17 protein-coding genes and 1 pseudogene are annotated in these 25,724 nt (G+C 72.0%); 8 read left to right on the forward strand and 10 right to left on the reverse strand.

Going from position 1 to position 25,724, the window contains the following annotated elements; genetic code table 11:
- Positions 1 to 11: 11 nt before the first annotated feature.
- A complete protein-coding gene (locus tag ACZ4N5_RS21685; protein WP_467758692.1) occupies positions 12 to 617 on the forward strand; it encodes a response regulator transcription factor in 606 nt (201 codons plus the stop codon).
- A 279-nt stretch (positions 618 to 896) separates the two neighbouring features.
- Here the strand turns inward: ACZ4N5_RS21685 and ACZ4N5_RS21690 are convergent.
- The 4 genes and pseudogenes from ACZ4N5_RS21690 to lanKC form a co-directional block, all read right to left on the reverse strand.
- Positions 897 to 2,447: pseudogene (locus ACZ4N5_RS21690) on the reverse strand (ATP-binding cassette domain-containing protein); the annotation flags it as partial.
- A complete protein-coding gene (locus ACZ4N5_RS21695) occupies positions 2,444 to 4,276 on the reverse strand; it encodes an ABC transporter ATP-binding protein (protein WP_467758693.1) in 1,833 nt (610 codons plus the stop codon). The pseudogene ACZ4N5_RS21690 and the gene ACZ4N5_RS21695, both read right to left, overlap by 4 nt.
- Before the next feature lie 97 nt (positions 4,277 to 4,373).
- Positions 4,374 to 4,487: a SapB/AmfS family lanthipeptide gene (locus tag ACZ4N5_RS21700; protein ID WP_355840452.1), complete on the reverse strand. Its 114-nt coding sequence runs from the start codon at positions 4,485 to 4,487 to the stop codon at positions 4,374 to 4,376.
- A 41-nt stretch (positions 4,488 to 4,528) separates the two neighbouring features.
- Complete coding sequence (gene lanKC / locus ACZ4N5_RS21705; protein ID WP_467758694.1) at positions 4,529 to 7,339, reverse strand: class III lanthionine synthetase LanKC; 2,811 nt, start codon at positions 7,337 to 7,339, stop codon at positions 4,529 to 4,531.
- A 214-nt stretch (positions 7,340 to 7,553) separates the two neighbouring features.
- Between lanKC and ACZ4N5_RS21710 the strand changes: the two genes are divergently transcribed.
- Both ACZ4N5_RS21710 and ACZ4N5_RS21715 read left to right on the forward strand, forming a co-directional pair.
- Positions 7,554 to 9,995: a SpoIIE family protein phosphatase gene (locus ACZ4N5_RS21710; RefSeq protein ID WP_467758695.1), complete on the forward strand. Its 2,442-nt coding sequence runs from the start codon at positions 7,554 to 7,556 to the stop codon at positions 9,993 to 9,995.
- Positions 9,996 to 10,282: 287 nt separating this feature from the next.
- Positions 10,283 to 10,792: a metallophosphoesterase family protein gene (locus ACZ4N5_RS21715; RefSeq protein ID WP_467758696.1), complete on the forward strand. Its 510-nt coding sequence runs from the start codon at positions 10,283 to 10,285 to the stop codon at positions 10,790 to 10,792.
- Positions 10,793 to 10,855: 63 nt separating this feature from the next.
- On the opposite strand, the gene ACZ4N5_RS21720 is transcribed toward ACZ4N5_RS21715, so the two are convergent.
- On the reverse strand, positions 10,856 to 12,097 hold the full coding sequence (locus ACZ4N5_RS21720; protein ID WP_467758697.1) for an XdhC family protein: 1,242 nt from the start codon (positions 12,095 to 12,097) through the stop codon (positions 10,856 to 10,858).
- A 247-nt stretch (positions 12,098 to 12,344) separates the two neighbouring features.
- Here ACZ4N5_RS21720 and ACZ4N5_RS21725 point away from each other — a divergent pair, with 247 nt between their 5' ends.
- The gene (locus ACZ4N5_RS21725; RefSeq protein ID WP_467758698.1) at positions 12,345 to 14,330 is read left to right on the forward strand and encodes a GTP-binding protein; all 1,986 of its coding nucleotides are present in this window, start codon (positions 12,345 to 12,347) and stop codon (positions 14,328 to 14,330) included.
- 108 nt (positions 14,331 to 14,438) lie between these two features.
- Entirely contained in the window at positions 14,439 to 16,307 is a 1,869-nt protein-coding gene (locus ACZ4N5_RS21730; RefSeq protein WP_467758699.1) for a glycoside hydrolase family 5 protein, read from the forward strand.
- Positions 16,308 to 16,314: 7 nt separating this feature from the next.
- Here the strand turns inward: ACZ4N5_RS21730 and ACZ4N5_RS21735 are convergent, their stop codons facing one another.
- Positions 16,315 to 17,574 (reverse strand): YncE family protein, encoded by a 1,260-nt coding sequence (locus ACZ4N5_RS21735; protein WP_467758700.1) that lies wholly within the window; start codon positions 17,572 to 17,574, stop codon positions 16,315 to 16,317.
- A 238-nt stretch (positions 17,575 to 17,812) separates the two neighbouring features.
- Here ACZ4N5_RS21735 and ACZ4N5_RS21740 point away from each other — a divergent pair, with 238 nt between their 5' ends.
- Complete coding sequence (locus ACZ4N5_RS21740) at positions 17,813 to 18,484, forward strand: TetR/AcrR family transcriptional regulator (RefSeq protein ID WP_467758701.1); 672 nt, start codon at positions 17,813 to 17,815, stop codon at positions 18,482 to 18,484.
- A 286-nt stretch (positions 18,485 to 18,770) separates the two neighbouring features.
- On the opposite strand, the gene ACZ4N5_RS21745 is transcribed toward ACZ4N5_RS21740, so the two are convergent.
- Complete coding sequence (locus tag ACZ4N5_RS21745) at positions 18,771 to 20,021, reverse strand: glycosyltransferase (RefSeq protein ID WP_467758760.1); 1,251 nt, start codon at positions 20,019 to 20,021, stop codon at positions 18,771 to 18,773.
- 194 nt (positions 20,022 to 20,215) lie between these two features.
- On the opposite strand from ACZ4N5_RS21745, the gene ACZ4N5_RS21750 reads away from it, so the two are divergent.
- Positions 20,216 to 21,202: a polyprenyl synthetase family protein gene (locus ACZ4N5_RS21750; protein WP_467758702.1), complete on the forward strand. Its 987-nt coding sequence runs from the start codon at positions 20,216 to 20,218 to the stop codon at positions 21,200 to 21,202.
- 345 nt (positions 21,203 to 21,547) lie between these two features.
- Here ACZ4N5_RS21750 and ACZ4N5_RS21755 read toward each other — a convergent pair whose 3' ends face one another.
- Positions 21,548 to 21,913, reverse strand: coding sequence for a nuclear transport factor 2 family protein (locus tag ACZ4N5_RS21755; RefSeq protein WP_355840441.1), 366 nt, complete (start codon positions 21,911 to 21,913; stop codon positions 21,548 to 21,550).
- Positions 21,914 to 22,085: 172 nt separating this feature from the next.
- Here ACZ4N5_RS21755 and ACZ4N5_RS21760 point away from each other — a divergent pair, with 172 nt between their 5' ends.
- The gene (locus tag ACZ4N5_RS21760) at positions 22,086 to 22,382 is read left to right on the forward strand and encodes a hypothetical protein (RefSeq protein WP_467758703.1); all 297 of its coding nucleotides are present in this window, start codon (positions 22,086 to 22,088) and stop codon (positions 22,380 to 22,382) included.
- Between the two features lie 217 nt (positions 22,383 to 22,599).
- Here the strand turns inward: ACZ4N5_RS21760 and ACZ4N5_RS21765 are convergent, their stop codons facing one another.
- Positions 22,600 to 23,580 carry a helix-turn-helix transcriptional regulator gene (locus tag ACZ4N5_RS21765; protein WP_467758704.1) on the reverse strand — a complete coding sequence of 327 codons (981 nt, stop codon included), beginning with the start codon at positions 23,578 to 23,580 and terminating at the stop codon, positions 22,600 to 22,602.
- Positions 23,581 to 23,935: 355 nt separating this feature from the next.
- Positions 23,936 to 25,690 (reverse strand): ABC transporter ATP-binding protein, encoded by a 1,755-nt coding sequence (locus ACZ4N5_RS21770; RefSeq protein WP_467758705.1) that lies wholly within the window; start codon positions 25,688 to 25,690, stop codon positions 23,936 to 23,938.
- Positions 25,691 to 25,724 lie beyond the last annotated feature (34 nt).

Raw genomic sequence — 25,724 nt, forward strand, 5'->3', positions numbered from 1 at the left:
AAGGAGTCGACGTGATCCGGGTACTACTGGTGCACGACGCGTGTCTGGTGCGGCAGGTGCTGGCCGAGTGGCTGGACCGAACGCCGGACCTCGGCGTGTACGACACCCCGTGGGACAGCGCGCCCGGCCGGGTCCGGTCGGTCGTACCGGACGTGTGCGCGGCGGACCTGGACTGCGCCGGCTCGGACGGCATCCCGCTCTCCGACCTGTGCGGCCGGGGCACGGGAACCCCGGCGCCGAGACTTCTCGTTCTCGCCAGCGCGAACAGACCAGGACTGCTCCGGCGGGCCGCGGAGGCCGGCGCCGTGGGCTACGTCGACAAGGAGGGCCCGCCCGAGCGCCTGCTGTCGGGGATCCGCCGGGTCGCCGAGGGAGAACGCTTCGTCGACGAGTCGCTGGGGTTCGGCTTCCTCAAGGCCGCGCAGATGCCGCTGACCCGGCGCGAGCTGAGCGTGTTATCCCTCGCGGCCGCGGGTGCCTCCATCGCCGAGATCGCGGGCAGCCTGCATCTGTCCCACGGGACCGTGCGCAACTACATGGCGGCGATCACCCGCAAGACCGGGGCCCGTAACCGCATCGACGCGATCCGGATCTCGCAGGGGGAGGGCTGGCTGTGAGTCCGTCCGCGACCAGCTGCCGGTCAGATCGCGGTAGAGCGGTGATCGCTCCACGAGTTCGTCGTGGTCGCCGAGGACGGCCCGGCGGCCGTCCAGGACCAGCACCCGCGCGGCACGGCGCGCCGAGCTGATGCGGTGCGCCACCACCACGAGGGTGCCGCCAGGTCGTGCGGCGAAGGCACGCTCCGCGCGTTCCTCGGCCTCCGGATCGAGGTGGCAGGTCGCCTCGTCCAGCAGTGCGAGGGGAGCGTACGAGAGATATGCCCTGGTCAGCGCGATCAGCTGTCGCTCGCCCGCGGACAGGGCCCGCGGGTCGACCTCGGCCGCGGGGCCGCCGAGCCGCTCCATCAGACCGTCGAGTCCGACCGCCTCGGCCGCGGCGCGCAGCTCCGTCTCCGGTACGGGACGCGGCCGCAGCTGCCCCAGGTTCTCCGCGAGCGTGCCGGTGACGACGTACGCCTCCTGAGGGATGAGGACCCGCTGTCCACAAGCCGTCGGACCGCGCATCGGCTGTATCCGCGCCGACCCTCCCCGCGCCCCCCGACCGTGTTCCTCCCGCCCGGGTGCCGCCCGGCCGCGCACCGGTTGTCCGTGCACCCGGATCGTGCCGCTCGTCGGCTCCAGGAGTCCGGCGACGAGTGCCACGAGCGTGGATTTGCCGATGCCGCTGGGGCCCACGACCGCGAGGTGGGCGCCCTGGGGGACACGGAGATCGAGGTTCTCGATGACAGGGACGGCGCCGGGGCCGTAGGCGAAGGTGAGGGCGCTGACGGAGACCGCGGGGCAGTCCGCGTGGTGAGCGGCGCAGGCCGGAACGCCGAGAGGGCGGGGCCGCGTGGACGGCGGGGCGGGTCCGTCGGCCGTTGGCCCTGCCGCCTGCCGCGCAACGGCCGGGCCGGCCGCCGCCGGGGGCGGGTCCGGTGTCAGCCGGCGCAGCACCACCGCGAGCCGGGAACCGCTGGTGCCGAGGCCGTGGACCAGGTTCTGCAGGGCCGGCAGCAGGGACTGGGTGACATAGGCGAGCGCGCCGACCAGCGCCCCGGGGGTGACGCCGTGAGCGAGCAGCCAGGGCGCGGTCGCGAGCAGCAGGACGAGGGGGAGCTGCCCGCCGACGGCGAGGCAGGCCACGCGCAGGACCCCCCAGCGGGCCAGCGACCGCGCCGCCCGCAGCTCGACGGCGACGCGCGCCCCCGCTTCGGCGGTGACCAGGGCCTCCGCCCCGGCCGCCGTGATGTCCCGCAACCCCGGGCAGATCCGGCCCAGGTGGGCGGCGATCTCCTCGTCGGCGACGAGGAACGCCTCCTGCCTGCGCGCCAGCGGACGCAGCGTCAGGGCGAACAGGGCCACTCCGGCCGCCAGTGGCGGTGCCACCACCAGGAGGAGAAGCGGGTCGAGCGAGCAGAGCCCGATCAGGGCGCCCGAGGCCGTGAAGAGGAAGGAACGCGAGACCATCACCAGGCCCGCGAAGGTGTCCCGGGCGATCTCCACCTGCTGGGTGAGCCCGGAGAGGGCGCCACCGTCGCCCTCCCGCACTCCACGCGCCACCACGTGCCGCACGAGCTGGTCCCGCAGCGGTTCGACGAGCGCGGCGACACACCCGTACACCCGCCGCGTGCCGTACGCCCCGACGACGACGGCGAGTGCTCCGACGCCCAGCCAGCCGAGCCCCGTACGCGCCCGGCCGGCCAGGAATCCCTCGTCGAGCGCCCGCGCCAGGGCGTAGCCCATGAGGAAGGTCTGCCCCGCCTCCACCACCGACCAGGCGGCGAGCGCCGCGACCGCACGCCGACGGGCACGCAGAAACCTCAGCCCGCGCCGGTACACCGTCATGAGGGGCCGTCCTTCCGCCCGGCCGCCGCTGCGAGGTCATCGCCTTCGTCCTCCTCGGGGCCGGCCGCCCGGGGAGTGCCGCTCGCGCCCCGCACCGTTTCGGCCGCGCCGAACAGGGCGCGGTACTCCGGTACGCGCCACAGCTCCGTATGCGGTCCCAGCGCCCGCACCCGTCCGCCGTCCAGCCAGGCCACCCGGTCCGCGCGCGCCGCCGTGGACGCCCGGTGGGCGATGACCAGGCGGCTGGAGTCGGGGGAGGGCCGGAAGAGGGCTTCGGTGATGTGGTGTTCGGTGACCGTGTCGAGGCTGGACAGGGCGTCGTCGAGGATGAGCAGCCGGCCGCCGTGGGCGAACACCCGGGCGAGGCCGAGGCGTTGGACTTCGCCGCCGGACAGGGGAGCGTCGGCGCAGCGGGAGTCGTACCCCTGCGGGAGCCGGCGCACGAAGGAGTCGGCACGGGCGGTGCGCGCCGCGTTCCGGACACGGTCGGCGGAGGCCGCGCGGACACCGAGCGCGATGGTGTCCGCGATGGTCTCACCGAGGAGGGCGGGCCGTTCGAAGGCGTGGCCGACCGCTTCGCGCAACGCGTCATGGGACAACGCGTTCAAGGGCACGCCGTCGAGACGGACTTCGCCGTCGTCCGGGTCGGCCAGCCGCCCGGCGACCGCGGCGAGCAGGGACTTGCCCGATCCCGAGCGGCCCACGACGGCGAGCGTGCCGCCACCGGGAACGGTGAGGTCGATCCCGTCGAGTACGGGACGCCCACCGCGCCGCACGGTCACGCCACGCAGCTCCAACTCCCCCTGCCCCCACCGCAGGGGGAGAGTCCCGTAGGACATCGGCGGCACCGCCGGCACCTCGGCGAGCCGTCGTGCCGCCGTCCGGGCGCGGACCAGTCCGGACAACTGCCCCACCAGGACGCCGACTCCGGTCGCCAGCACCGTGTACCGGGACGCCGCCAGCAGATCGCCGACGGACAGCCGGTGGTGGACGAGCAGCACGCCCGCGACGGCCAGCACCCCGATCTGCAGGAGCGGGGCCACGGTGACGGCCCGCGCGGCGGCGCGTCCCTGGACCCGCCACATGAGGCGGCCCTCGCGGGAGAGGTCGGACAGCGGCCGGAGTATCCGCGCTGTCTCACGGCCGACCGTCCCGCCGGCCGCGATCGTACGGAATCCGCCGATCGCCTCCGCCAGACCGCCCGCGATCAGACCCTGCGCCTCCTGGTAGCGCGCCGCGCAGCGCGAGGAATCGCGGGTGAGGGCGCGCAGCAGCAACATCAGTACCGGGGCCCCGCAGAGGAACACCGCCGCCAGTCGCGGATCGACGAGCCAGAGCGCCACGATCGCGCCGCCCGGCGCGGCGAGCGCCGCGAGAAGTGCCGCGGCGGTCGCGGGCGCCGTGCCCGCCTGCGCGGCGTTGCCGACGAGCCGCGCCACGAGGTCGCCCGGCCCGAACCGGCCGACGGCCCGGGGCCCGGCGGACAGGACATGGCCGACCAGTCGCAGCCGCAGCCAGGCGGTGACGCGTGCGGTGGTGGTCGCGCCGAGGACGGTCTCGCCCGCGTCGAGCACGGCGAGAAGCAGCACGAGGGCGGTGCAGACGAGCACCCAGCGGGTGGCCCGCGCGCCTTCGGGATCCGCCAGCACGAGGTCCAGTGCCCGGCCCAGCGCGAAAGGCAGGAACAGGTTCGCGGCCGTCGCGGCCGTGCTCGCGAGGCACAGGACGACGCAGCGGTGGCCACTGTGTCGGGTGGCGGCGCGCAGCAGCGGCGCGCCGGGAGACGTCCGGATCTCGGCTGCGGTGAAGGTGTCGGCTGGAGTGGTCACGCGGTGGAGGTCCCTCGTGTCCCGGCGCCGGGCGGGACCCCGGGCGGCCTCTCCTCTCGGGGTGAGAACCGCCCGGGGCCGTACCGGCACGCTGCCGTCAGAGACAGAGCAGAATGCTCGCGGCGGAGACGCAGGAGAGCAGGCTCACCGTGCTGGCACCGCCACCGGTGTGCTCGTCGGACTCCATCGTCTGCAGGTCGAGAAGTGCCATCTCGTTTCCTTTCCCTTGATCGGGGACGGGGGTTGGTCGAGTCACGACTCCGCCTGGTGCGGAGCCGCGTGCGGGGGACCGCCGCAGAGCGGCGGCAGGAACGGCAGTTGGGCGGGGACCGCGCCGTCCAGCGCCGCGCCGAGCGCGAGCAGGCACCCTGCCGTTCCGGTGCCCAGGTCCATGGAGAGCCGCATCATCTGGTGCCCGGGGAAGGCCAGTCGGCCGTCGTAGGACATCGCGAACCAGCCGAGCCCGGCGACCTGTTCGGCGAGCCGCTCCGGTACGGCGCCCGGCGTACCGGTGCGGGCGAGGTGCAGGATCATCCCCGCGCGGCCCTGGAAGAGGCCGGGCTGAGCGTAGAAGCGGGAGGTCGCGGCGGTGAGGATCCCGGAACGCGCCCGCTCGAACTCCTCGCGGTCAGGCACCGCGTGGACGAGCAGGTCGTCCAGGACCATGCCGACGCCGGCGCTGCCGTCGCCGAGATAGGGCAGGGTGCGCCCGCCCTCGTCGACCTCCAGGGCGCCGCCCTCGCGGACGACACAGCGGTCCAGGTCACTGCGTAACGCCTCCCCGGCCGCGGCGAGAAGCGCCCGGTCCCCGGTGTGCTCGTAGCGGCGGAGCAGGAAGAGTGCGGGACCGCTCGCGCCGCGCAGCAGACCGGCCCTCCGGCGCGGGGCGTCGGGGCGTGGTCCGGTGAGCCGGTCGACGAGAATCCGCTCGGCCTCGGCGGCGCGCTCGGCCAGTTCCGGCTCGCCCGTCGTGCGCGCGAGGTGTCCGAGCACCAGACCGAGTCCGGCGAGGCCGCCGCGCAGGTCGGAGGAGAGGTTCTGCCACCGCTCCCGGAGGATGCCGTCGATCAGGTCGAGCGCGCGCCGGCGGTGCCCGAGCCCATCGAGGACGTACGCGACGCCCGCGAGCCCGTCGTACAGCCCGAGCGGCGTCCCGGCCGGCACCGGGTCGGTGTGGTCGAGGAGCCAGCGCTCGCCCTCCTCGTAGCGGCCCGCCCCGCTCGCGGTCAGCGCGTACAGCACGCCCGCGGCGCCATGTGCGAGTCCGAGCCCGCCGCCGTCGGAGAACTGGGCGATGTCGCCGGGGAAGAGCCGGTCGTCGCGCTCCGGTGTGGCCGACGCCAGGATCGCCCCCGCCATCGAGTCGCGGGAGGCCGGCCAGTCACCGGGCTCGGGGAGCGAGGAGACCGATTTCCGGCGGAGTGCGGGGCCCGATTCCCGGCGGAGCGCGGAGACCGCTGCCCGCGGGCCCGGGGGGAGTGGCTCACGGCCGGGCGAGGGGACCGGATCCCTGGGGCGAGAGACGGGCGGGGGCGCGCCGGCCCCTTCGTCGCCGGGAGCCGTAGTGGTGGTGTCACCGGCGTCCCCTTCGCCGTCCGGAGCGGGAGCCGTTGTGTCACCGGCGTCCCCGGTGATCTCGGCGACCGCCTCCGCGAGGAACGCCTCGGGCACGTCCGGGAACTGGCCGGCGATGACCTCCGCCAGATGTGCGGCCTTGCCCCGGTCGATCACGAAGAGCGTGGTGACCGGCAGGAACAGCGCGAGCCGCAGACACGCCAGCGCGTACCGGTCGACGGCGGTGCCTCTGCGGTCCCGCGGTGCGAAGAACCCCGGGTGGGCGACGACTTGGCGGCCGTTCTCCTCGACCGGCGCCGCGGCCTCGAAGTCGAGCAGCGACACCGACTCCCCGTCGGGCGCCACCATGATGTTGAAGACGTGCAGGTCGTTGAAGACGATCCCGCGGGCGTGCACCGCCTCGACGGCCTCCTCGACCCGGCGATGGACGCGCAGCGCCCAGGCCGTGTACGAGGCGACCGCGTCCGGAGCCGGTTCGGGGGTGAGCAGCGGATGGCGCTCGGCGAAGTAGGAGTTGAGGGGCCGCCCCTCCAGGAAGTCCATGACGAGAAAGCGGTGGTCACCGAGGGTGAACCAGTCCCGCACCCCGGGCACCACGTCCAGTCCGGCCACCCGCTCCAGGGCCCGCTTCTCGCGTTCGAGACGGGTGATCGCGTCGGCGCCGTCAGCGGCGAGGCCCGCGTGCGGCCGTCCCTCCTTGAGCACGACCCTGCGTCCGTCGCGGGTGTCGGTGCCCGCGTACACGCCGCCGCCGTTGGAGAAGTGCAGGGCCTTCTCGACGCGGTACGGGAGGTCGCCGACCGTCGTCGTGTTCCGCGCCGCGAGCTGCGGTTCCAGGAACGCGGGCAGTGGCACCCAATCCGGCACCCGGAACGAGGGCTGCCGCCGGTCCGGCACCAGCGTTCCGGTGTCGTCCCGCACGGCCGGAACGAGCGACCCCTGCTCGTCGACGACGAAGGCGCGGGCGAACGCGCCGTACCGGACGTACAGCGGGCCGTCGTTCCAGCGCAGATCGGTGAGGATGTACGGCCCCTCGAAGCCGTCCAGCAGCGCGCCCAGCTCGCGCAGCACCTGGTGGAGGTGATCCTCGTCCGCCGGGTAGACCGTCACGAACTTGCCGCTGGTGTCGCGGGCCGCGTACTTGGTGTTCCGCAGATGCAGCAGGTGCGGGCCCGGCACGAACTTGAACGGGATGCCGCGCGGCACGCAGTAGTCCCACACGATCGCGGCGATCTTCTCCGCGTTCTCCCGGGTGGCCGAGGCGTGGACCTTCCAGCCCTGGGCCGGCCCAGGGAGCGCGTCGCCGTCCCGGTCGACCGGTGTCAGCGTCAGCCAGTCGCCGATCCGTGCCGAACGCCAGCCCTCGGGCACCTCGCGCAGCGCCGCCCCGTACGCGGGCGGAGTGCTCCGCCCGCCCCCGGACAGCCTGTCCGGGGTCTCGTAGAAGTGTCGGTCGGCGAGTGCGTAGACCTCGTACCGCTTGTCCATGCCCATTCCCCTCGGCCCGGTGTCACCGAGGCTTCCAGTCGGCAGGAGGCACGGACAGTCACGCCTGTCACGAGATCGCTGTGCGAAACGCATGAATAAAGATGGATTCGATTTCGTTCGATTGGCCGTACCGCATGGGCTCCCCGGCAGGCCCGACAGGTCCGGAATGGTCACAGGGGCTGCGCCGGAGCCCGGGAAGCGCTGTAATTGCGGCGTGGTCAGTGAGGGTGCTGCGGAACGCGGAACGAGAACGTCGCGCGCCGAACTTGCCCTGAAGACGCTTACCGCGGACCTCGACCCGCGCGAACGGCTGCACCGCCTGCTCGAACAGGCACTCGTTTTCACCGGTGCCGCCGTCGCCGCCGTGTACTCACCGAGTGTGAGTGGCGGCGAACTGCATCTGGCCGAGTCCGCGGGAGTGCCCAGGACGCTGTACGGGCTCCGCGACAGCTACCCCCTGTCCGGCGGCTCCCCGGCCGCCGAGGCCCTGCGCTCGGGACAGCCGTGCTGGCTGGGCCCGGAGGAGCTCGCCCGCTGCTCCGACTCCCGGCGGCTGTCCTCCCAGGACTTCTCGCTGGCCGTGCTGCCCCTGCGGGACAACGGCTGCATGGTCGCCGTCAGCGAGGGCCCCGACGGTTTCGGCCCCGAGGACCGGGCCTGCCTCGCGATGCTTGCCGAAGCCATCGTCTGCCCGCCGGCCCCGCTGCCGGAGGACGCGGCCGACCTGCCCGCCAGCTCGTTCAGCCTCGCCATGGACACAGGGCGGGTCGAGGTCGACAACGAGGTGCTCGACCTGTTCGGGCTCGCCTCCACCGCCTTCGACGGCAAGGTCGAGACTTTGCTGTCGATGACGGTCCCGGAGGACCTCCCCTCGCTGATGTCCGCGGTGGAACCGGACCACATGACCGTCGGCGACCGTGAGCTGGAGTTCCGCATCCTCCAGCCGTCCGGCGGACACAAGTGGCTCCGGCTGCGCGCCCGCCTGCTGCCCTCCGGAGAGGGGCGCCCCGCACGGCTCGTGGGCACCGTCTCCGACGCCTCCAAGCTGCGCTCCGGACTGAACGACGTGGGCCGTGTCCAGCGGCTCGCCGCCGCCCTCGCTACCGCCGGCAGCGTCCGCGATGTCGGCCAGGCTGTCGTCACCGCCCTGCGCAAACCCCTCCAGGCCGACCGGATCGCCGTCGCCGAGCTGGAGGGCGACCGGCTCGTCGTCACGCTCCTGGACCCGCCCCAGGCGGAGTCCTGGCCGGAGCTGTGGCGCAGCGAATGGCGCTCGGAGTGGCCCGACGCACCGGTCCGCGCCATGCCGACGCTCGCGGCGGCCCTCAGCGAGGGGCGCCCCGCCATCTGGCCCGCCGGCGCGGACCTGGAACCCGCGCTCGCCGATGTCGGCCCCGGCGGCCTTGCCGTCCTGCCGCTCCCCGCGGGCGGACGCATGGCCGGCGCCTGCCTGATCGGCTGGGACACCCCGCACGACTTCGGCCCCGACGAGCGCGCCCTGCTCACCGCCTCCGCCGGCCTCGCCGGGCAGGCCCTGGTCCGCGCCCACGCCTTCGACGCCGAGCACGAACTGATCGGCATGCTCCAGCGGACCCTGCTCCCGCGCCGGCTGCCCCGGCTTCCCGGCGGGGTCGCCGTCGCCCGCTATCTGCCGACCACGTCGGGCCTGGACGTCGGCGGCGACTGGTACGACGTGATCCCGCTGCCCGACAACCACGTCGCCCTCGTCATCGGTGACGTCCAGGGACACAACGCCTCGGCCGCGACCCTCATGGGCCAGATGCGCACCGCCCTGCGCGCCTACGCCGTCGAGGGCCATCCTCCGGACGTGGTGGTCTCGCACGCCAACCGGCTCCTGCTCGATCTGGAGACCGACCTGTTCGCCACCTGCTGCTATGTCGACGTCGACATGGAGGAGGGGTCCGCCTGGTATGTGCGCGCCGGACACATCCCACCGGTGCTGCGTCACCCGAACGGCGGTACCGAGGTCCCCGAGTCGGAGCCCGGGCCGCCGCTCGGCGTCATCCGGCAGACGGACTTCCCGATGAGTCCGCTGCGGCTCCAGCCCGGCACCATCGTGGCGCTGACCACCGACGGTCTCGTCGAGTCCGTCGAGGTCGACGTCGAGGACGGTCTGAAACGGCTCGCCGCGGGCCTGGCCGGGTCCGACCCCGCCCACCTCGGTCTCGTCGCCGATGAACTGCTCACGGGCGCCAACCGCAGCGACGACGTGGCCCTCCTGCTGATGCGCTACGACGGCATGGAGGTGCTCCCGCTCCGCGAGAGCTGGACCGTCTGGCGAGTCCCCGAGGCGGTCCGGCACGCCCGCCGGTACACCCGGCGCGCCCTGCGCGCCTGGGGCGTCGGCGCCTACACGGATGCCGCCCTGCTGATCGTCTCGGAACTCGTCACCAACGCCCTGGTGCACACCGACGGCCAGGTCAGGCTCGACCTCACCCTCATCAACCACCGTCTGCGCATCTCGGTCGCCGACAACTCGCCCCGCACGCCGATCAAGCCCACCAGCATCGGCTGGGAGGCCACCGGAGGCCGCGGCATCCTCCTCGTCGAGGCGATGTCGGCTGCGTGGGGCACCGTTCCGGTGAGCGGGGGGAAGCAGGTCTGGAGCGAGATCGCGCTGGACGCGCTGGACTGACCGGTCCCGTGCCGGACCGGCGGAAGGGTCCTGCGCGGGAGCGACGCGGGACCGTGCACGGGTGACGAGAGACCGTGCCGGAGGCAGGGGGCCCGCTCTGGAGCGACGGCCGAGGAGACGGCCACAGGACGACTGCGGGGCGCTACGGGGACGACTGCGGGGCAGCTACGGGGACGAGACTACGGGGCGCTACGGGGACGACTGCAGGCGGCTACAGGGACGGCCAAAGGGCCCCGGAAGCAGCGGCAGGGACACTCGAGGCGACACCGAAGTGACACCCTGAAACCGTGCGCCTTCTGCTGCTGTCCGACACCCACCTCCCGAAGCGGGCCAGGGAACTCCCCGCCCCGCTGCTCGCCGAACTCCCGCTCGCCGACGTCGTGATCCACGCGGGGGACTGGGTGGACACCGCCACCCTCGACCTGCTGGAGGCCCGTTCCCGTCGGGTCATCGGGGTGTACGGCAACAACGACGGCCCCGACCTGCGGGCCCGCCTTCCCGAGATCGCCCGCGCAGAACTGGGCGGCCTGCGCTTCGGCGTCGTCCACGAGACCGGCGGTGCGCAGCGCCGCGAACAGCGCTGCGCGGAACGCTTCCCCGACCTCGACGTCCTCGTCTTCGGTCACAGCCACATTCCCTGGGACACCACCGCGCCGACCGGCCTGCGCATGCTCAACCCCGGCTCGCCGACCGACCGCCGCAGCCAGCCGTTCTGCACGTACATGACGGCGACGGTGACCGACGACGGCCGGCTCACGGATGTGATCCTGCACCGACTGCCCCCGCGCACCGGCTGATCCACGACTACCGATCCACGACTACCGATCCACGACTTCCGAACCCCGACTTCCGATCCACGGCTACCGCGGGTGGATCGCCCCGCCCCGCGCCGTCAGGGGCAGCCCGCTGCCGCCCCAGCGCAGCGCGACGATCTCCGCGGCCACGGACACGGCCACCTCCTCCGGTGTACGGGCCCCGAGGTCGAGGCCGACGGGGGAGCGCAGCCGGGACAGCTCGCGCTCCGAGACGCCGGACGCGAGCAGCCGTTCGACACGGTCGTCGTGGGTACGGCGGCTGCCCATCGCCCCGATGTACGCGGCCGGGCGGCGCAGCGCCTCCTCCAGCAGCGGCACATCGAACTTGGGGTCGTGGGTCAGGACGCAGATCACCGTGTGCGCGTCCGTCGTCGTGCCGCTCAGATAGCGGTGCGGCCAGTCCACGACGACCTCCACGCCCGCCGGGAACCGTCTCGGCGTGGCGAAGACCGGGCGGGCGTCGCACACCGTGACCCGGTAGCCGAGGAAGGCGCCGATGCGGGCCACGGCGGCCGCGTAGTCGATCGCGCCGAAGACCAGCATGCGCGGCGGCGGCGCGAAGGAGTGCAGGAAGACCGTGACGGCGTCCTCGCGGCGCTCGCCGTGCGGGCCGTAGTGTCGTCGTCCGGTGGCGCCCTGGGCCAGCTCGCCACGCGCGTCGGCGGTGACGGCGACATCCAGGCCCGTCGAGCCGAGCGAACCGGACACCCCGCCGGGCGGCCCCGTCTCTTCGTCCGGGCCCGTCGAGCCGAGCGAACCGGCCACCCCGCCGGGCGACTCTGCGTTCTCGTCCGGCTCGTCCGGGCCGGACGAGCCAAGTGAGGCCGGCACCCCACCGTCCGGGCCCGGCTCCCTCTCCGGCCACACCGCGAGCGTGGCGCCGTGGGGTGCCGGTCCGTCGATCACCGTCGCCACCGTCACCGGGCGGCCCGCGGACACCGACTCGGCCACCGCGGCGAAGGTCGGATCGTCGGCGGGTGACACCCGCCGGACCAGCAGCGTGATCTCACCGCCGCAGGTGAGTCCCACGGCGAAGGCGTCCTCGTCGCTGTATCCGAACGTCTCCAGGCGCGCCACCCCCGAGGCGATCACCTCCTGGGCCAGTTCGAAGACCGCGCCCTCCACGCAGCCGCCGGACACGCTGCCCACGACCTCGTCGCCCGGGCCCACCGCCATGGCCGCGCCCGGGTCGCGGGGCGCGCTGCGGCTGACCGCCACCACCGTGGCCAGCCCGAAGGGCGATCCGGCGGTGTACCACTCGTACAGCGCGGGGAGGATGTCACGCATCGTCCGCTCCTCTCGCCGCGGGCCGGGCCCGTCCGAAGGATCCGGTCGCCTTCAAGGACCAGGATCCGGTCACCTTCAAGGATCCGCCCCGCGACAGGATTTCGTTGAGCGTTAATGCGTTGCCGTCCGGGGCGGCCGCCTGCTCCACTACGGGGACACGTTCACCGGGATCGAGGAGCAGAAATGCGCGCACCGTTCATGTCCACCCAGGAAGGAATCACTCTCACTTCAAAGGACATGACACCCGGTGCATATGCTCAACCTGGGAATTCTGGCGCACGTAGACGCCGGTAAGACAAGCCTGACCGAGCGGCTGCTGCACACGGTCGGGGTCATCGACGAGATCGGCAGCGTCGACGACGGGAACACCCGGACCGATTTCCTCGCGCTGGAGCGGCAGCGCGGCATCACGATCAAATCCGCCGTCGTCTCGTTCGCGATCGACGACCTCACCGTCAACCTGATCGACACCCCCGGTCACCCGGACTTCATCGCCGAGGTGGAACGGGTCCTCGGCGTGCTCGACGGCGCCGTCCTCGTCGTGTCGGCCGTGGAGGGCGTCCAGGCGCAGACCCGCGTACTCATGAGGACGCTCCAGCGGCTGCGCATCCCGACGCTGATCTTCGTGAACAAGATCGACCGCCGCGGGGCGCGTCACGACGAGGTCCTGGAGAAGATCTCCGAGCGGCTCACCCCGGCGATCGTCCCGATGGGCGAGGTCGGCGAACCGGGCACGCGCACCGCGTACTTCACCCCCTACCCGGCCGCCCGACTGCGGCCGCACCTCGTCGATCCGCTCGCCGAGCACGACGAGGAACTCCTGGCCGCGTACATCGAGGACGGGGTGTCGTACGAGCGACTGCGCGCCGCTCTCGTCGCGCAGACCGGGCGTGCCCTCGTGCACCCCGTGTTCTTCGGATCGGCCATGACGGGCGCCGGAGTCGACGAACTGATCGCCGGGATCCGGGAGTTGCTGCCCGCAGCGGAGGCGGAGTCCGACGGACCGGTGTCGGGCACCGTCTTCAAGGTCGAGCGGGGGGCGGCCGGGGAGAAGATCGCGTACGCGCGGATGTTCTCGGGAACCCTGCGGACCCGCGACCGGCTCGCCCTGCGCGACGGCGAGGAGGGGAAGGTCACCGCGATCAGTGTCTTCGAGCAGGGCTCGGCGGTCCGTGAGGCGTGCGTGAGCGCGGGACGCATCGGCAAGCTGTGGGGACTCGGCGCGATCCGGATCGGTGACACCATCGGCGAACCTCGGCCGTCGGCGGCGGTCGAACACCACTTCGCCCCGCCGACTCTCGAAACCGTCGTCTCTCCCGGCCGACCGGCCGACAGGAGCGCGCTGCATCTGGCGCTCACCCAGCTCGCCGAGCAGGACCCGCTGATCAACCTCCGTCACGACGCCCTGCGCGGGGAGATCTCCGTGTCGCTCTACGGCGAGGTGCAGAAGGAAGTCCTCCAGGCGACCCTGGCGGACGAATTCGGCATCGACGTCCTGTTCCGCGAGACGACCCCGCTCTGCGTCGAACGGCCCGTCGGCACCGGCGCGTCGGTCGAGTTCAACAAGAAGGACCAGAATCCGTTTCTCGCGACCGTCGGACTGCGCGTCGAGCCGGCGCCGATCGGCTCCGGCGTGGAATTCCGGCTGGAGGTCGAACTCGGATCGATGCCGTACGCGTTCTTCAAGGCGGTCGAGGACACCGTCGAGGAGACGCTGGGGCAGGGTGTGCACGGCTGGCAGGTCACCGACTGCGTCGTCACGATGACGCATTCGGGCTATTCGCCGCGCCAGAGCCACGCGCACCAGGGATTCGACAAGAGCATGTCCAGCACGGGTGCGGATTTCCGGGGCCTGACCCCGCTGGTGCTGATGGACGCGCTGCGCGCGGCCGGCAGCCAGGTGTACGAGCCGATGCACCACTTCCGCCTGGAGGCCCCGGCGGACACGCTCGGCGCCGTGCTGCCGGTGCTGGCCCGACAGCGAGCCGTACGGCAGACCACACGACTGCACCACTCCTCGTGTGTGCTGGAGGGTGTTCTGCCGGTGGTCCGGGCCCATGAACTGGAGCAGCAGCTACCGGGGTTGACGCGGGGCGAGGGTGAGCTGGAGTGCGCCTTCGACCACTACGCGCCCGTGGCGCACGGCGCGATCCCGGACCGTCCCCGGACCGATCTGAACCCGCTGGACCGCAAGGAGTACCTGCTGAGTCTGACGCGCCGGGTCGGCGGGTGAGCCGACCACCGTGATGCGGGCGACACGCGAAGAGGCGGGTGAAACGAGAAACTTACTCATGAGTCAGGGGTGTTGACGCCTCCCGGGGCGGGCGGGACTGTTGTGGACATGACGAAGTTACGTGCGCGTCTGCTCGGCGTCCTCGTACTCCTCACCGGTTTCCTCACGGCGGCGGGCGCCCGGCCCGCCGCAGCGGACGGACTCCCCGACTCCCTCTGGTTCGACCAACCCGCCGCCGCCACCCTCACGGTCGCGAACGGCCGTTTCACTGACGGCCTCGGCCGCGAGGTCGTACTGCGCGGCTACAACGTCTCCGGCGAGACCAAGCTGGAGGAGAACAGCGGACTGCCCTTCGCGTCGGCCGCCGACGCGGCGAAGTCCGCGACGGCGCTGCGCGCCCTCGGCGGCGGCAACTCCGTGCGCTTCCTGCTCTCCTGGGCGCACGCCGAACCCGCCCGCGGCCAGGTCGACAGCGCCTATCTCGCCGCGGCCACCGGCCAGATGCGCGCCTTCCTCGACGCGGGAATCCGCGTCTTCCCCGATTTCCACCAGGACCTCTACTCCCGCCACCTCTTCAACACGGGCAGCTGGTACTCCGGCGACGGTGCCCCCAAGTGGGCCGTGACCGCGGGCGGTTACCCTCAGGAGTCCTGTGGAATCTGCCTCTTCTGGGGCCAGAACATAACTCAGAACAGTGCCGTCAAGGCGGCCCAGTACGACTTCTGGCACAACTCCTACGGGCTCCAGGACGCTTTCCTCGCCACGGCCCAGGCCGCCATGACGTACGTCCGACAGCACCTCACCACCGCCGAGTTCGCGGGGGTCGCCGGCTTCGACCCGTTCAACGAGCCCTACGCGGGCACCTACGACTCGGGCCAGACCAGCCGCACCTGGGAACGCGACCTGCTCTGGCCGTTCTACGAGAAGTTCCGGGCCCGCATGGACGCGGCCGGCTGGCAGGACAAGCCGGCCTTCGTGGAACCGAACCTCTTCTGGAACTCCAACATCAGCTCCCAGAAGCAGGAGGGCGGCCTGCTCGACGCGGGCACACTCGGCCCCCGCTTTGTGTTCAACACCCACTTCTACGACCAGAAGGCCATCTCGGGCATCCTCATGTGGGGCAAGGCGGGCGACGGCCAGTACGCCACCGACTTCGCCGGGGTCCGGGACCGGGCCTCGGCCGCCGGGACGACGGCGGTCGTCAGCGAGTTCGGCCACCCGCTCTCGGGAACGGTCTCGGACAAGGCCCCGACCGTCGACAAGGCGATGTACCAGGCACTCGACTCCCGCCTCCCCGGCTCCAGTTGGTGGACCGGAACGGCCTCGTCGGGACCGGTGCTGTCGGGTACCCAATGGCAGTGGGACATCTACAGCGGCCGTCACCACGAGCTGATGAACGACAACCCCGACAAGGTCCTGACCTCGGGTGACGCCTGGAACGACGAGGATCTCTCCGCCGTACGCCTCGACGACTCGGGCACGGTCGTGCTGCGCCAGGACGCCCGGCTCCTCGACCGCCTCTACCCCAGCGCCACCGCGGGCTCCGCCCTCGCCTTCACCTACGAGGACCGCTCCCGCGACGGCTCCACGACGCTGACCTGGAACCCGGTTCCCTCGACCCTGCCGCAGGTCTCCCAGCTGGTGGGAGCGGGGCAGTACGGTCTGCTCGTCTGGCGCTCCGACGGCGGCACCGCTCCGACGGAACTCCATCTGCCGGCTTCCTTCCCGGCCTCGGCCACGACGGTGGTGTCCGACCTCGGAGCGACGGTCTCCCCGCCCGCCTACACCTCGACCACACCCGTCGCCGTGGCTCCCGAGCCGGGCGGCACCGGAAGCCGCCGCCTCCTGCTCACCGCAACCGGCTCGGGAACCCTGCACTACGCGCTGGTCACGAACGGGGCGAGCGCCCCGTCCTCCGCCCTGCTGAACGGGGCCCGCACCGAACTGGCCGCCTGGGCCGCGGCGCGGTTCGGCTGAGCACCGGTCAACTGCCGGACGGGCCACTCCAGTTCGCCTCCACATGGCCGAGGCGAACCCGCTGCGGGTGGTCGCCGACCGGCACCGACACCGTCTTCTGCCCCGTGGCGAAGTCGATGGCGGTGACCTGGTCGGCGCCGCTCTCGGAGATGACACAGTCCGTGCCGTCACCGCTGACGGTCGCCCAGTACGGCTTGGAGGCCGGAACCAGCGGGCCTTCCTGGAGGGTCGCGCGGTCCACGACGGTCGCGTAGTCGTCCATCGTCCCCGCCACACACAGCTTGGTGCCCGACGGGTTCATCGAAATGCCGTGGTGGCGCGAGTCGTTGACCCAGGTCGTGCGGTCGCTGCTGGTGGCGGGGTTCTTCGGGAGGGTCTTGACCCGGGTGATCCGGTCGGTGGCGACGTCGTACTCCAGGAAGCCGTTGAAGAACGACACCTGGAAGTACAGTTTCGACTCGTCCGGCGAGAAGACGGCCGGGCGCACGGCGTCGGAGAAGTCCGTGAGGCCGATCGCGTCGAGGCGCTGGCGCATGTCGATCACCTTGACCTGCTTGTAGGTGGTCGCGTCGACGACGGTGATCTTCCGGTCGCCCTTCGTCCAGTCCAGCCAGGGGTCGTCGAGTGCGGTGGTGACGTCACCGATGGCCATGTTCCAGATGTACTTGCCGTCGTGGGTGAAGATGTTCTCGTGCGGTTTGTCGCCGGTGGCGAAGGAACCGAGCTGCCTGCCGGTCGTGATGTCGAGTACGTGCACGGTGTTCGCGGTCGAGGCGGAGACCGCGACCCGGGTGCCGTCGGGGGACACGGCCATGTGGTCCGAGCGGTAACCCGCGACGGGGAAACGCCAGTTGATCCGTCCGGTGGCGAGGTCGATCGAGACGACGTCGGCGAAACTCGGGCGGGAGACCACCACCGACCTGCCGTCGGGCGTCGAGTACATGTCGTCGACGAACTGGTCGTGCCCCTCGCCGACGCCGCTTCGGATTCCCATGAAGTAGGCCCACTTGATGGGGTCGGCGTTGATCGCCGCGAGCCGTTCGGCCTTGTCCGGGATGACGTTGATCCGACCGACCTTCGCGAAGTCGCCGGTGGACTGGATGACGTCCGCGGTGCCTTCCCAGTTGTTGCCGACGAACATCACCTCGCGCAGATCCGTGGCGGAGACCTGCGCGGTGACGGCGGACGCGGCGGTCGCCGTGGCGCCGAGGGTGAGCGTGAGGGCCGCGGCGAGAGAACAGAGGTGCCTGGCTCTGAGGACGGACATGGAGGGTCCCTGTCGTAGTGGGGGAGTGCGGGTGACGGGCACGGTGAACCCGGAGCGTGCGGTGACTGGCAACGTGCTGAAATGTCGAGAGCATGACAAGCTGAAATCTGAACACGCCCGCTTTCAAAGTGCACTTACTGGAAAGTAAGGAGTGGGGAGCCTCTCCACAAGGGGCGGCACACGACAAAATCGTCGAAGGGGCGAACGCCGGTTCGTGTCGGCGCCGAGGGAGGAACACGTGGCGGGCAGGCTCAGACAGCCCACCGGCCGATACGGCGGCAGAACGGCCGAGGAGCGGCAGGCGGAGCGGCGCCGCCGTTTTCTCGATGCCGGGCTCCAGCTGTTCGGCGCCGGACCCGGGTACCGGTCCACGACCGTGGCGGCCCTCAGCGAGGCTGCGGGACTGTCCACGCGCCAGTTCTACGAGGAGTTCCGCAGCCTCGAAGACGTACTGGCGGCCCTCCATCTCCAGGTCAACGACTGGGCCGAGGAAGCCGCCCTGGCCGCGCTCACCGAGGCCGGCGAACTGCCGCTCGCCGAGCGCGCCACCGCCCTCTTCCACGCCTACGCGGCGAACGTGACGAGCGATCCGCGCCGCATCCGCATCACCTTCGTGGAGATCATCGGCGTGAGCGCGCGGCTGGAGGAGCAGCGGCTCGCCCGCCGGGCCCGCTGGGTGGAGTTCATCTGCGGCGAGGCGGCGACCGCCGTCGCCCGCGGGGAGGCGGCGCCGCGCGACTATCGCCTCGCCGCGACCGCCTTCATCGGCAGCGTGAACGGTCTGCTGCACGACTGGAACGCCGGATGGGTGGACGCGACCTTGGACGAGGTGGTGGAGGAACTGGTCCGCCAGCTGCTCGGGATCCTGCGCCCCGTCGGCTGGGGCGGGGAGGGCGCGACGAGGCCGTAGGCGAGGACGGTCAGGTGCCGGCAAGTCCGCGAGCGGACGTGGCCACGAGCCCATGGACGGAGCGACGGCCACCCGCCCTTGGGCGGACGTGGCCACCAGCCCTTCAGCGGCGGTGGCCGCGAGCCCACCAGCGGAGATGGTCACGCGTCCGCAGGCGGACATGGCTGGGAGCTCGTGAGCTGGGCCGGGCGTGAGCGCATGGGGGCACATGGCCACAAACTCGGGCGCGGTGGGTCGCGCGTCCGCAGGTGGCGGAGGGCGCGCGTCGACGCCGGGTGCTTCCCTGTCAGTTCTCGTGTCGTCCGAGTCGTTCGAGCCGGGCGAGCGCCTCCGCGACCGGCGCCACCCCGTCCTCGGTGCGAAGGTGCTCCGCCAGGTCCTGCGCCCGCCGGCGGTACGAGGGTTCCGTGGTCGCCCGGACCAGAGCCGGCGTCAGCCGCTCGGCACGCAGCTCCCGCAGCGACAGGGCGCCGGGCGAGACGCCGAGCGCGACGAGCCGGGCGGCCCAGAACCCCTCGTCGAACTGGATCGGCACGGGTACCGCGGGGACCCCGGCCCGCAGCCCCGCCGCTGTCGTACCCGCCCCGGCGTGATGCACCACCGCGGCCATCCGGGGGAACAGGACGGAGTGCGGCACCTCGCCGACCGTGAACATGTCGTCCCCGGTGGCGCGCAGCTCACCCCACCCCCGCTGGATCACGCCGCGCAGCCCGGCGGCCCGCAGCGCGCGCACCACCTCGGTGCTCAGCCGCTCGGGATCGGGGACGGTGGCGCTGCCCAGGCCCACGAAGACCGGAGCGGGGCCCGCGTCCAGGAAGTCCCGCAGTGCGGAGGGGAGTCGGGCGTCCTCGCCGTCGTAGGGCCACCAGTACCCGGACACGTCGAGACCGCGCCGCCAGTCCCGCGGCCGGCGCACCACCAGGGGGCTGAACCCGTGGTGCACCGGCCACGCCTGCCGCTCGCGGGCGCGGTGGGCCGCGAAGGGACCGACGGGCGGGAGGCCGAGCCGTTTCCGCAAGCTCCGCACGGTCTCGGCGAAGACCCGCTCGCCGGCCAGGTTCACCCCGTACCCGGCCACTCGGTTCACGGCGGGCCCCCATGAGCGGACGCCGGTCACCGGAGGAGCGAACTCCCTTGTGGGGGACAGCGGTTGGAGATGTACTCCCATGCTGGGCAGGGCCAGCCCCTCCGCGACGGTGTACCCGAGCGGCCCCAGCGAACCTGACAGCAGGAGTACGTCGCTGGAGCGGGCGGCCGTGATCATGTCGTCGGTCAGCCGCCCGACGAGCGACCGGGTCATCTCGACGAGCCCGATGATCTTTCCGACTCCCGTGGCGCTGCGGTGCAGCCGCTGTCCGCGCACGGACTCCAGTTCGGCCCGCGGATCGACGGGCAGCGCGTGGAACCCCACCCCCGAACCCGACACCAGGTCCGCGAAGCATCCGTGCGTCACCAGTGTCACCTCGTGCCCGGCCCGCACCAGGCCGTGCCCGAGGCCGGTGAACGGCGCCGCATCGCCCCGTGAGCCGGCGGTCATGATCGCTACTCGCACGACGGTCAGTATGGCGGGGTTCGCGGCCGGAGGTCCGCCGCTTCACCGGAGGGGCAAGGGCGCTCGCAATGAACAGGCCATGGCGCAATGTTGCTCTAGCTCCCCATCATGGCGAATGATCGAATCGGTGCTCGATTAATTCGGTGGTGGGGGTGGACTGCGTGCGGGCGAAGTCGTACATGGATCTGCATCGGGAGATGTCCGCGGACATCGAGGCGGAGCGGCAATCCGCACTCGACCTGTTGGGGCCATCGGCCCCCTCGGTCCGGGCCGCGGTCGCCGAACTTCTGAAACACCGGACGTTCGCCTACCCCCTGTCCGTACTGCCGGTGATCGTCCACGCCGTGGAGACGGGGGCGCCCGGACCGGCTGTTCCGCTGGCCGTCGTCCACGAATTGTGGTGGACCTCCGCGTGCTACCTGGACGACCTCGCCGACGGTCAGGCCGTCTTCGCCGCCGGTGCTCTCGGCGAGAGCGAGGCGCTGCTCGCCACGGTCATCAGCGGAATTCCGCTCCCCCTGCTCGTCGTTCAGTCCCCGCGGATTCCCGAGACGGCACGCGGGCCGCTGTCGGCCGAGATCGTGAAGTGCTGGATCACCGCGACCGAGGGGCAGTTGAGGGACCTTCGCGCGGACCTGGGCGCGGCCACCCGCGACGCCGTGGTCACCGCGTATCTCGGCAAGTCCGGTGCGCCGTTCAGCATGGTCACGGCCATGGCCGCGCAACTGGCGGGCCGTGCGGACGAAAGAGTCGAACGCTGGCGGGAGTTCGGCAATGTCTTCGGCATCTTGTGGCAGCTGTTCAACGATCAGCAGGACATCCTGACCGGCCGCAACGAAGACCTCGCGAACGGCACGGTGACGTATCTGCTGGCGTGCGCCTTGGAGAATCCCGATGCGGCGAGCCGCGTCCTGCAACTGCACGCCGCCGCACGCCACTCGCCCGACGCCCGCGCGGAACTCACCGCCGGCCTTCTCGCACCGGACGTGCTGCGTCAGTACGAGCAGGACATCAGTGTCTTCCGCGACAGGGCGCACCTCCTGCTGCGCGAACTCGGCGGCGACGCGGCCCATCTGTCCGTCCTGCACGACCTCGTGGACCGGGCCTCCCCGATGCTTCTTCAGGCGGCGGAGCCGATCCCCCGAGCGGTTCCGGCCCAGCACTGAAGGCGCGACCGCCACTGTCCATGAGCTGGGCGCGGGAGGCGAGTTCCTCCCGGGCGCTGCCGGACCGGTCATCCGGAGCGCCCCGCCGGCCGACCGCCGCCGGTAGGGGCGCGGCTCACCGGGGCCGGATGCGCAGCCTCCGCGCCCCGCGCGGAGTCGGAGGATGCGGGTGCGAACGCGCTGTCCGCAGCATCGAGTCCAGCAGGGAGGCGGTCACGCGGAGGCCTGCCGCGGAAACCGGTCGGCGTCGTCGAGGTCGGTTCGGACGGGACCTCCCCATCGCCGTAGTTGCCGAGAAGGTCCAGGTCAGACGAGATTTGACCTGGACCTTCGGCCAGTTCCTCCCTACTCGTCCCATGCCTGTACCAGTGTCTGCTCGATGATCTTCCCGTCGCGCAACGACATCATCGATGTGCTCATCACCCGCACCCCGTCCGCGTACACGCAGGTTTCGGTGAAGGCGACGTGGTCGCCCTGGACGACGCACTGGTCCATCTTGTGCGTCATGTCCCGGCTGTAGACGTCGTTGAGCATCTCGGCGATCTCGGTGCGACCGTGTTTGACCATCGGGTGACTGGGCTGCGTATTGCGGTCCACGACGCGCAGTTCCGCGTCGTCCGCGTAGAGCGACAGCAGATCTGCCGCACTGTGTCCTTCAATGCCCCGGCGCAGCGCCTCGGTGTCGAAGGCGGGGGCTGTCGCTGTGCCCATGGGTGACCTCCTCAGGAAGGCGCGGACCGGCCAGGAGCCGACCGCGAAGCGCCTCATTACCGAGCGTCCTCTGCCCCGGGGCCCACGGCAAACGCAAGGGCCCGATGCGCCTCTCGGGTGAGCGCGGGGACCGGGCCGTGTCCGTCCGGGGGCCGACGCCGTTGCTCATTGCATGATCTCAACACGACGTATCGTCGCCGCCGTTGGTGTCGCCGTCGGCGTCACGGGACTCGCCGCGCCGATGGCGACGGCCGCGGGCTCCGAGGCCCACGACGCCGGGAAGCTGAACCCCGTCTCCACGCTCGACTCGCTCGCGCTGAGCGACGTCCCCGCCGAGCACCAGGCCGAGCTGCCGCGGCCCTCCACCCAGCTCGCCGGCCTGAACCGGCTGAACGACCTGAACCAGTTGCACCAGCTCACCGACCTCGCCGCGCCTGTCACCGGACTGCTCGGCGGTATCGGGATCTAGTCGGCATCGAGAGCCAGTCGGTAACGGGAGCTGGTGGGTAACGCGACTTAGTGGGCGGCGGCCGCGTCGGACGCGGCTTCGGCGGGCACCGGCGGAACAGTGACGTTCCGCCGGGGCCCGCCGCCCGTGGTCCGCGGCCCCGGTACGGCCCGGCCCGGTCGACCCCGGCCGGTCCGATCAAAGATCGGCCGGTCCGCTCACGGACCAGGTGGTCCGCTCACGAACCGGGTGGCTCGCTCGCGGATCGGTCGGGCGCTCCGGTTCGCGGGGTGAAATCCACTTCGTCTCGTGCCCTCGGGATACCCGTGCCCTGTCCGCGTACCGCCGTGCGGAACGCGATGGGTGCCTGGCCGGCACGCTGGTGGAAGTACTTGGCGAAGTTCGTGGCACTGGAAAAGCCCAGCTGGGCGGCGATGCGGGCGGCGGCCAGGTCGGTGTGGGCGAGCAGCCTCTTGGCCTCCAGGACGACCCGGCGGTCGATGAACTCCTTGGCGCCGATCCCCGCCGAGTCGAGGGCGGCCCGGGACAGCGTGCGGGCGGAGTAGCCGAGGGCGAGGGCGTAGTCGTCCACCCGGCGGGTGTGCGCGAAGTCCCGCTCGACGGTGTCCCGGAAGCGAAGAAAGGTTTCGCTTGGTCCGGTGGCCGAACTGTCGGGCTCCTCCAGGTGAGCCAGGCGGAGGATCAGCACGTCCAGCAGGTGACGCAGTACGGCGACGCGCGCGTCGAGCGGCAGTCGCCCCGGTGTCAGGAACTCGTGCTCCAGATGCGCCGTGGCCACCCGCAGTGACGTGGCGTCCTCGGCCTTCGGGGTGCGCAGCACGCGGGCGTGCGGATCGTCGAGCCGGGCCGCGCGGACGGTGGCCGCGCCCGGGAAGTCCCGTTCGAAGGCGATCAGCGTCCCCTCTGCTCGCGTGAGATCTCCCCATTGGAGGACCTGCCCGGGTCGCGTCCACAGCCAGGAGCCCCGCTCGACGTCGCGGGCCGTGAAGTCCACGGTCTGGCGCAGTGTGCCGGAGGCCAGGGTGAGCACCTGGTGGAAGGCGGGGCGCTGCGGCACGGCGGGATCGGTGCCGTGGGCACGGGACCGGGTGCGCAGCGCGGCCAGCGAGATCACTTCCAGTCCGGCGGGTGTGCCGACGGGGCCCGCGAAGATGATCTCGGAGATGGCCTGCCCGGCCGGGTGTCGGTTTTTGACCATGATCAGTCGCCTGTGTATCCGGGGGGACGTGCCTCCCCGCCTGATTGAGGGTGGTCGCCGACGGACGACCGCCCCGGGTGGCGGAAAGAGGGCATCACCATAGAGCAGAGCCGGTCCATGGCCAAGGAATTCAAGGAGATCGCTGACGTACCGGAATCTTCCGGGACTTCGGTGAGCTCGGTGGGTACTCCGGCTCGGCGGTCACCTTCAGAGCGGTCGGCCCGGGTGCCGGGCGGGCCCGATGGCGTACCCGGGGCGCCGCCCGCCGACCCGCGACACCGTCGCCGGCTTCCTCCGCCGGAACACGGCGCCGAGGTCCGGAACACGGCGCCGAGCTGAGGTCATGGTGCCGAGGTCATCCGGCGGTCGCGAGGAACTGGGTGGCGGCCAGTTCGGCGTAGAGCGGATCCGCGGCGACGAGTTCGCGGTGTTTGCCCACGGCGCGTACGCGGCCCGCGTCCATCACGACGATGCGGTCGGCCGTCGTGACGGTGGACAGCCGGTGCGCGACCACCAGGACCGTGGTCGTGCGGGCCACATCGGCGACCGTGTCGCGCAGCGCGGCCTCGTTGACGGCGTCGAGCTGCGAGGTGGCCTCGTCGAGGAGCAGCAGCCGGGGGCGGCGCAGCAGGGCCCTGGCGATGGCGACGCGCTGGCGCTCGCCGCCCGACAGCCTGGTCCCGCGATGGCCGACCAGCGTGTCCAGGCCGCGCGGCAACCTGGCGACCAGACCGTCCAGGCGGGTCGTCTTCAGGACGCGTGTCAGTTCGCCCTCGTCGGTGTCCGGATTGCCGAGCAGGAGATTGTCGCGCAGGGAGCCGGACAGCACCGGCGCGTCCTGCTCCACATAACCGATGGCGGACCGGAGCCGGGGCAGATCCCATTCCTCCAGCGCGCGGCCGTCCACGGTGATGAGGCCCGCCTCGGGATCGTAGAACCGCTCGATCAGGGAGAAGACGGTGGTCTTGCCCGCGCCGGACGGGCCGACGAACGCGGTCAGGCCACGGGCCGGGACGGTGAACGTCACCCCGTGGTGGACGTACGGCAGATCGTCGGCGTACCGGAAGCGGACGTCGTCGAAGGCGAGCGCCGCCGGTTCGGCGTCCGGGGCCGGCAGCGGCGCGGGCAGGGCGGCAGGCTCCGCCGGCAGCCGCAGGGCCTCCTGGATACGGGCGAGGGCGGCGGCGCCGGTCTGGTACTGCGTGATCGCGCCGACCACTTGCTGGATCGGTGACATCAGGTAGAACACGTACAGCAGGAAGGCGACCAGTGTGCCCACGTCGATGGCGCCGGTCGCGACACGGGCGCCGCCCACCGCGAGGACCGTGATGAAGGCGATCTGCATCGCCAGACCGGCCGTATTGCCCGCGGCCGCCGACCACTTGGCGGCGCGCACGCTCTGCCGCCAGGACTCCTCGGCGGCCTCGTGGACGGTCCGCTCCTCGCGTTGCTCGGCTCCGGACGCCTTGATCGTGCGCAGGGCGCCGAGGGTCCGCTCCAGCGAGGCCCCCATCACCCCGACGGCGTCCTGAGCCTGCCTGCTCGCCCGGTTGATGCGCGGCACGATCAGGCCGAGCACCGAGCCCGCGCACAGCACCACGCCCAGCGTGACGCCGAGCAGCACCGCGTCGACCAGGCCCATCATCACCACCGTCGCGACGAGGGTGAGGCCGCCGGTGCCGAGGCCGACCAGGGAATCGGTCGTGACCTCGCGCAGCAGGGTCGTGTCGGAGGTGATGCGGGCCATCAGGTCGCCGGGCTCGCTGCGGTCCACGGCGGGTATGCGCAGCCGCAGCAGATACGACGAGAGGGCGCGTCGAGCGCCGAGCACCACCGACTCCGCGGTGCGCCGCAGAACGTACGAACCCAGCGCCCCCACGGCCGCGTTGGTCACCACGAGGGCCGCCATGCCGAGCAGTGCCCGTCCGATCGGCCGGTCGTGCGACAGGTCGTCGATGAGCCCGCGCGCCACCAGCGGCAGCAGCAGGCCGGTGGCCCCGGTGGTGAGCGCCAGCAGCGCGCCCGCGAACAGCGCCCAGCGGTGCGGTCGTACATATCCGAGCAACAGGCGCCACGCGGGCACCTCGGGCTCGGCCTCGGTCAGGCTCACGGCGCTCCTTGCGGGAGTTGAGACGGAGCACTCA

The organism is Streptomyces sp. NPDC026500 (assembly GCF_055567635.1).